The organism is Halomonas cibimaris, from assembly GCF_039537045.1.
Lineage (GTDB): Bacteria > Pseudomonadota > Gammaproteobacteria > Pseudomonadales > Halomonadaceae > Vreelandella > Vreelandella cibimaris.
The window spans coordinates 1-6,682 of the sequence record NZ_BAAAZT010000020.1 but is presented as its reverse complement, the minus strand read 5'-3'; the positions used below and the strand labels follow the sequence as shown (position 1 = coordinate 6,682).

Sequence of the window (6,682 nt, the reverse complement as noted above, 5' to 3'; positions counted from 1 at the left end):
GCGCCATTTGAAATGGCTGGGTGCCAGGGTCAATGTGGATGAGCTGAGAAGTTTGATGGAGGATCGAGATATGTTGGCAGACAATCTGGAAAGCTGGGCCAAGCGCGAGCGTCAGGAAGGCGTTAATGAAGGCGTGCAGCAGGGTCGAATTGATACCCTGCGCAAGTTGATCATCTTAAAGTTCAACGAGGTACCGGTCTGGGCCGATCAGCGTTTGGAGCAAGCCAGTCAGGAAGAGCTGGATGCCTGGGTCGAAAATATCCTCAAGGCGGATAGCCTGGAAGCCGTGTTCAACGACTGATTGACCCTCTTTAAGCGATCTATATCGAGCCATGTCCCTTGAGTGGGGCATGGCTTTTTTGTATCCGTAGTGCCGTTTTCTGCGTTCCTGTGTTCCGTTAACTCTTTTGCTTCCAAGTGGTTGACTGTCACGCAAGATATTAGAAAACTTTGGAGTACCGGCGATGGGCCGTGTAGGGTAGGGGCGTCACATGAATAAGGAATGAAAATAATGGCGTATACACTTGATCTGAACGCACCGTTTACCGAGAGCGATGTCGCCGCTTTGCTTGGATCCGAAAACGACGACCAGGATTGGCAGTTGCGGGTTTCGACCCAGGGGGTTGCCTATCTGAGCAAAGACGTGGGAGCCGACAACCTGGATGACGTCTTGTTCCGCGTGGAAACATGGGATGAAGGCAGCGGTTATGTCGGGGAAGGTGCTGCCGATGATACCGAATGGGTTAAGCGTATTTACAATGTCTTGAGCAAAAACTGGCCTGAGCCCACCAGCTCGTACATCGATTTCTTCTAAGTTGACTTGTATTTTGTAAAAGATTTACGGCCATGCCCTTCGGGGCATGGCTCTTTTGTGTCCGTAGTGCCGTTTTCTGCGTTCCCATGTTCCGGCAGTGATCTTTCCTTGCTTGCCGCATTACCTGCCTCCCGCGCATGGCATCCCCGCCGTCTTAACCCCACCTGACAAGCACATATTATTCCTTTGACCACCCGTCGAAGGAGTTGATATGACCACGCTTGATTCCCCGTGCCGGCTAAGCATGCTGGTACTTCCCGCCCCGCTGCACGACTTTCTTATCCATCATTTAATGACGCTGCCTTTTGGCGATGATCCCAATACGGCTCACGACGTTTGGGCCAGCACCGGCACTCGACTGCATGTCCTGAACGCCGCTGACCGCTTCGACGATATTCCCGACATGGATCGCGTCAAGCGCTTCCAGCTGATCCACCTCCCGGAGATATTGATCAACACGCCCGACCAGCACGTATTGCTGCTATCCGTGACCCAGGACGACGGCGGCGGTACCTACCTGCTATTCCCCCGGGATTCGCACTGCCCGACCTTGAAGGCGCTGGGACGGCAGGCCCATGACTAAGCGCTATAGCAAGCACTTCTCGCAAAAGGGCTTCTGGCGAAAGATCTATTACCTGCCCACCACGTACAAGGAGCTGAGCTACCGAGCCAAATTGCTCTACTACCTGCTCAGGAGTCCCGGCGTACCCGTCGCATTGAAAGCCAGCGTCGTGGGAGCTCTGGGCTATTTGATCTGCCCGTTGGACGCCATTCCCGACACGATTCCCATTGTGGGGTACGTGGATGACGTCGGCGTGATTACCGCCACGCTGGGCCTGCTGGAGCCCTACATCACCACGGACATGCGCCATAAAGCTGCCCGCTGAGGCATAAAACGATCGCTACCGATCCCACCTTTGATTTTCTCTTCCATGCTCGCAACGCCCCGGAAATAAGCTCTTTCTGGCAGATCCTTTCCGGCAGTACTGCGGGCCACCACTACGCAAGGAGTTATCTCATGGCCAAGACCAAGACAAAAGCCCCCGCATCCCCCAGGACGGATACGACCAACGCCGCTGAGCTACAGGCGTCCGGTACGGTCGAGGTTGATACGTCCGGCACAACGGAAGCCGACACGCTTTCTGCTATTCGTATTCTCAAGCAGGCCGATACGCCGAAGCTCAGTCCCCGAGGCAAGGGCCACCTGACCTATGAAATGGGCATCACTCGTGATCAAGCCGATGCGCTATTGAAAGCGGATATCGCCAAGGAGGAAGCCACGCTGGCCGATGCGATCTGGTGCCGAGTTACCGTCAATCAGTCCAGCGGCTATTTCAGCAACGAATGGATTTCGCTGGCTCAGGTGATCGAGCTCGTTGACCAGCAGGTCATCCCGTTCAAGGCGATTATCTTTCGAGACCTGTTCGAGCGGAAAGGAGCCAATAATCATGGCTTTCTGGGTGCCGCGCTCAAGGCGGAAGGGCTACTGGTGGCCGATGACAAGCAGCCGCTTATTCTCAGTCCTGCAAGCCGCCGGGAAACTATCTGGAAGGCGATGCAAACCGCGATTAAGGAAGGCCATGACCTTACCGATCACGTCGCTAAAGAACAGGCCCGCAAGGATGCCATTAAGCAGCAACGCCTGGCCGAGCAGAAGAAGCGCCGGGAAGCCTATCTGGCTCAGGTGGAAGATGCCGACACGTCTCACGCATTCGAGTCGCAGCCTATCGCCAAAGGTGTGACTGAAACGAACCTGGAAAAGGCAGCAGAAAGCCCCGAAAACGCATCCGCCAGCACTGACGAAGGGTAATGCTTTCCTGACCTGTAACGGTCGGGATTTTTCATCACACTAAACGTTCGTTTAGCGAAATGCAGGATTCGGCATAGCTCACTTTGGGGCTATGCCGTTTTTGTTTATGCCATCCACGATCAGCCGCTAATAGCTGGTCCCGTTTATAAAGGAGACTGCCATGTCTTTCACGCCCACCATTCAAACCACCGATAACGCTTTACCGTTGCCGCCGGCATTGATCGAACTTTTGCTCAGGGAGATTCAAACGGCTTATTGCCAATCACCGCCGGAACCTGAAGGCGCTCAGGTATTGGCCATGACGATTGTATTCCGTGATCCCAACTATGATCCACTGGCCGGTGGTTATCATCCCGTGGAAATACGATTGGGCCATGTGGAAAGGAATAGCTTTCGACTGGGATATATTACTGACTTCAGCTATACCCCCGTGGATGGTCGCCACGTTCTGCTAACCGAGATCGACTTCGAGTTCAGCGTTGAGCTATGCAAGATGCGCCATTTACCGCCCATTGCTCTTTCCAGAGTCGGAGACTTCTTCGATCTTTATATCAGCAACTTTCTCAGCTATTACGCCAACGGTGTTTATGACGTGGATGTGGTCTGGGAAACCTGATCCATACTCTAACGACTTTAGCTCATTGACTTAATACAACGTCCATCTTCCATGCGGTGCCTCCGGGTGCCGTATGGCGAATTGTTTTCTTCTCGGGATAGCCACCATAAAGGCGCTTTTTATGCGCCTTGATTGATTGCGTAAAGATATCCTTTGATTCGATAAATAACTTATGAAAAGGAGGCACTATGCCTGTTTCCATGCCCCGGCGGTTTGTTGCGTATTACCGCGTGAGTACTCAGCAGCAGTCCCGATCAGGATTGGGTCTCACGGCTCAGCGCCAAGCCGTTCAGGAATATCTGGCCCAATACGGGGGAGAGATCATCGCCGAGTTTCAGGAAATTGAGTCCGGTAAGAACGCCAATCGCCCCCAGTTCCACCAAGCCGCCGACTATGCCGAGCTGGCCCATGCGACATTGCTCGTCGCCAAGCTGGATCGACTCAGCCGTGACCTTCACTTCATCACCGGGCTGCAGCGCCGTGGTATCCGTTTCACGCTGTGCGACCTGCCCGACGTGGATCAGCTTACCATCCATGTGCTGGCGGCAATGGCCCAGCACGAAGCCAATATGATAAGCCAGCGTACCCGGTTGGCTCTGAACGCGGCCCGAAAGCGCGGCAAGGTGCTTGGTAACCCCCGGCTGAACGATATCCGCCACCAGGACACCGGTAAGGCGAATCAGCAGCGCACCCAGCGCCAAAGTGACTGGAAACTGCGAATGCAGCGCCTAATACAGCATCTGGAAGAGCAGGAAGGCATCGAAAGGGGCAGCGATGTGGCCCGCATCCTGAATCAACGCGGCTTAACGACTTACCAGGGGAGGCCATTCACCAGCGCCACGATCAGTCGGCTCAGGCGTTCCTCGGATGGCAAAAGTTTTCCAAAACTACCGGACTAGCGGACTAGCGGACTAGCGGACATCCCGATCCAGGGCGCTGATGCCGGGGCGATGGGGGAGCTAACCCGTCGAATCCGTCTTTGCCGTCGAGGCGTCATATCCCGTGATGTTCTGAAACGTCACGATCTTGCCTATTGAGCCACCTGCGGGTGGCCTATCTCCCTCAAAAGTCCCCCAGATTGGTCCCAAAACGGGCCGATCCGGAGACGTCATGCCTGAAGTAACCAAGGAGCTGAATGATGCCGAAAACAGCCTTGAGTCAATCCGTGATCAAAACGCTTCGCTGCCCCGACGGCAAGCGCAAGATCGAGTACTGTGATACCCAGTTCCCCGGCTTCCTGATGGAGCTGCGGGCCACGAATCCTCACGTGGGGACGCTGTATCTTCGCTACAAGAACGAACGCGGCAAGACGCAGTATGCCAAGCTGGGCACGACCGCCGAGTTAACGATCCCGCAAGGCCGCAAGAAGGCGAAGCAGCTGAAGGCCCGCATCATGCTGGGGGAAGATCCTCGCGCCGAGACGAAGAAACGCAAGGCCACGCCCGAGTTCGCCCGCTTCGTGGAGGAACGTTATCTGCCCTACGTGAAGGTGCGCAAACGCTCCTGGGAAACCGACGTCTCCTTCCTGAAAAACTACCTGTTGCCGGTGTTTGGCGACAGCCCGTTGGATCATATTACGCGGCGGCAGGTCGTGACGTTCCACCAGGCCCTCCGGGAAAAGGGGCTGGCCCCGTCCAGCTGTGATCGTCAGTTAATGCTGCTGAGCTATATCTTCAACCTGGCCATTCAGTGGGATGTCGCCGAGCATAATCCGGTAAAAGGCGTCAAGCATTTCAATGCCGATAACAAGAAGGAGCGCTATTTGACGCAGGATGAGCTAAATCGCCTGCTGCACGTGCTGAATACAGACCATAACCGCGTCGTGTGCCAAGTGATCCTGTTGCTTTTATCCACTGGAGCCCGGCTGGGGGAAGCCCTGAAGGCCCGCTGGCACGACATTGATATCCCGGCCCGGCAGTGGCGTATTCCCGCTGCTAATGCGAAGGGCAAGAAAACGCGGCTGATCCCCCTGAACGATGTTGCCGTCAAGCTGCTGGATGATATTTGGCAGCAGTGTGGCGGCCATGAGCATCTCTTCATCAGTCAACAAACGGGCAAGCCCCTGACGACGATTACATGGGTATGGCACCGCCTACGCCAGCAGGCAGGACTCCCGGAGTTCCGTATCCATGACTGCCGCCACCAGTATGCCTCGATGCTGGTCAATAGTGGTCGTACGCTCTACGAAGTCCAGAAGATCCTCGGGCACTCCTGCCCCAAGGTCACGTTGCGCTATGCCCATCTATCGCAGAAGACGCTCCAGCAAGCGTCCAACGCTGCTTCCACGGCACTGGAGCAGATAGCCTTTACGCCGGTCGATGCTCCTTGATAACGGGCTTTCAGCATCCTCTGCCAGACGGTAGGGGGTGTTTTTTTGATGTTTCATCCTTCCAATATCGTCGTTCATTCGCAAAAATAAGCCTATTGGTCTCTATCTCCTTTTAAATGCCATAAACGGGGCAATAGCGCGCATTATGAGTCAGGTATCACGGTGATCCTGGTCAGAGCCGGGGGAGCTATACGTCGGATATGTCGGGTACGTCGGGTGTAATGAGAGCCTTCATGTGATCATGGAAAGGCCGGTGCAGTTATCGTCGGATATGTCGGGTACGTCGGGTGTAATGAGAGCCTTAAAGTGATCCAGTGGCTGTCGCCTCACCCCCTTTCACTGGGATGGGGGCCAGAGACCATCAATCAGCTGATGCCCGTCTGACCCGTCACGAGTCCGATATTATGATGGGAAGAAATAAAGGGGAGCAAAAGGCATTGGAAGGCGTATTTTGCGATCATTTCTTTATTCGTATGCATAATAAAAGGATGAGGTATCACGGATCATGGCAGTATTTTTTATCATCATTCATTGAAATATATGCGTTAGCCAGAATAATGAAAGGGTAGTCAAGACCGAAGGGATAAAAGATTAGTTATCCCTCGCGTAGCGAAGTTGGTGGATAGTTGATTTTTTATCCTATATTTAATCAATCATATATCACAGATCATCATTCATGCATTCTGTATTCAACCTTTAATTATTACCCATTATCCAGTATTGGTGATTATCACTCTATCTATTAATGGCTATCCTGAGTATATTTTTTATTCCTCTTATTATATAGCGTTAGCCAGAATAGTAAGAATGGTCATGACCGCAGGGAAAGAAGATAATGTATCCCCGCGTAGCGGTATTATGTCCTTTATTATCCTGTAAGAATGATGCGTCAAGTATAGAGACATTTCCAGTGCTTGAGTATAAGGATTGAAGAGTGACCCGACGTACCCGACGTACTCGACGTGAGCTGACGGATACGGTCTCTGATGCTCGGTATATCCTGATAGGTGATCCCAAAAGATAGCCGGAAAGCCCTGAAAATTGCCCTTTGAGTCGTGACGTTGGTTTTATTAATCACGGCATTTCTGCACTCAAATATTGAGCCTTCCGAGC

At 53.3% G+C, this 6,682-nt stretch carries 7 protein-coding genes and 1 pseudogene; all 8 read left to right on the top strand.

The features are described 5' to 3' along the window. Positions 1–301, top strand: a pseudogene (locus ABD654_RS02535) (Rpn family recombination-promoting nuclease/putative transposase); the annotation flags it as partial. Between the two features lie 210 nt (positions 302–511). Then, entirely contained in the window at positions 512–814 is a 303-nt protein-coding gene (locus ABD654_RS02530) for a hypothetical protein (RefSeq protein WP_344701967.1), read from the top strand. A gap of 211 nt (positions 815–1,025) precedes the next feature. After that, on the top strand, positions 1,026–1,397 hold the full coding sequence (locus ABD654_RS02525; protein ID WP_344701966.1) for a hypothetical protein: 372 nt from the start codon (positions 1,026–1,028) through the stop codon (positions 1,395–1,397). Then, complete coding sequence (locus tag ABD654_RS02520) at positions 1,390–1,701, top strand: YkvA family protein (RefSeq protein WP_344701965.1); 312 nt, start codon at positions 1,390–1,392, stop codon at positions 1,699–1,701. The genes ABD654_RS02525 and ABD654_RS02520 overlap by 8 nt, the downstream gene beginning before the upstream one ends. A gap of 131 nt (positions 1,702–1,832) precedes the next feature. Continuing rightward, a complete protein-coding gene (locus tag ABD654_RS02515; RefSeq protein WP_344701964.1) occupies positions 1,833–2,624 on the top strand; it encodes a lysozyme family protein in 792 nt (263 codons plus the stop codon). A gap of 160 nt (positions 2,625–2,784) precedes the next feature. Continuing rightward, complete coding sequence (locus ABD654_RS02510) at positions 2,785–3,240, top strand: DUF2787 family protein (RefSeq protein ID WP_344701961.1); 456 nt, start codon at positions 2,785–2,787, stop codon at positions 3,238–3,240. A gap of 188 nt (positions 3,241–3,428) precedes the next feature. Further along, positions 3,429–4,139 carry a recombinase family protein gene (locus ABD654_RS02505; protein ID WP_344701959.1) on the top strand — a complete coding sequence of 237 codons (711 nt, stop codon included), beginning with the start codon at positions 3,429–3,431 and terminating at the stop codon, positions 4,137–4,139. Between the two features lie 236 nt (positions 4,140–4,375). After that, positions 4,376–5,569: a tyrosine-type recombinase/integrase gene (locus ABD654_RS02500; protein ID WP_344701956.1), complete on the top strand. Its 1,194-nt coding sequence runs from the start codon at positions 4,376–4,378 to the stop codon at positions 5,567–5,569. Positions 5,570–6,682 lie beyond the last annotated feature (1,113 nt).

What these genes read in the sequence shown, in the direction of transcription:
- ABD654_RS02530 (WP_344701967.1), top strand. Translation starts at nt 512, where the DNA reads ATGGCGTATACACTTGATCTGAACGCACCGTTTACCGAGAGCGATGTC.
- ABD654_RS02525 (WP_344701966.1), top strand. Translation starts at nt 1,026, where the DNA reads ATGACCACGCTTGATTCCCCGTGCCGGCTAAGCATGCTGGTACTTCCC.
- ABD654_RS02520 (WP_344701965.1), top strand. Translation starts at nt 1,390, where the DNA reads ATGACTAAGCGCTATAGCAAGCACTTCTCGCAAAAGGGCTTCTGGCGA.
- ABD654_RS02515 (WP_344701964.1), top strand. Translation starts at nt 1,833, where the DNA reads ATGGCCAAGACCAAGACAAAAGCCCCCGCATCCCCCAGGACGGATACG.
- ABD654_RS02510 (WP_344701961.1), top strand. Translation starts at nt 2,785, where the DNA reads ATGTCTTTCACGCCCACCATTCAAACCACCGATAACGCTTTACCGTTG.
- ABD654_RS02505 (WP_344701959.1), top strand. Translation starts at nt 3,429, where the DNA reads ATGCCTGTTTCCATGCCCCGGCGGTTTGTTGCGTATTACCGCGTGAGT.
- ABD654_RS02500 (WP_344701956.1), top strand. Translation starts at nt 4,376, where the DNA reads ATGATGCCGAAAACAGCCTTGAGTCAATCCGTGATCAAAACGCTTCGC.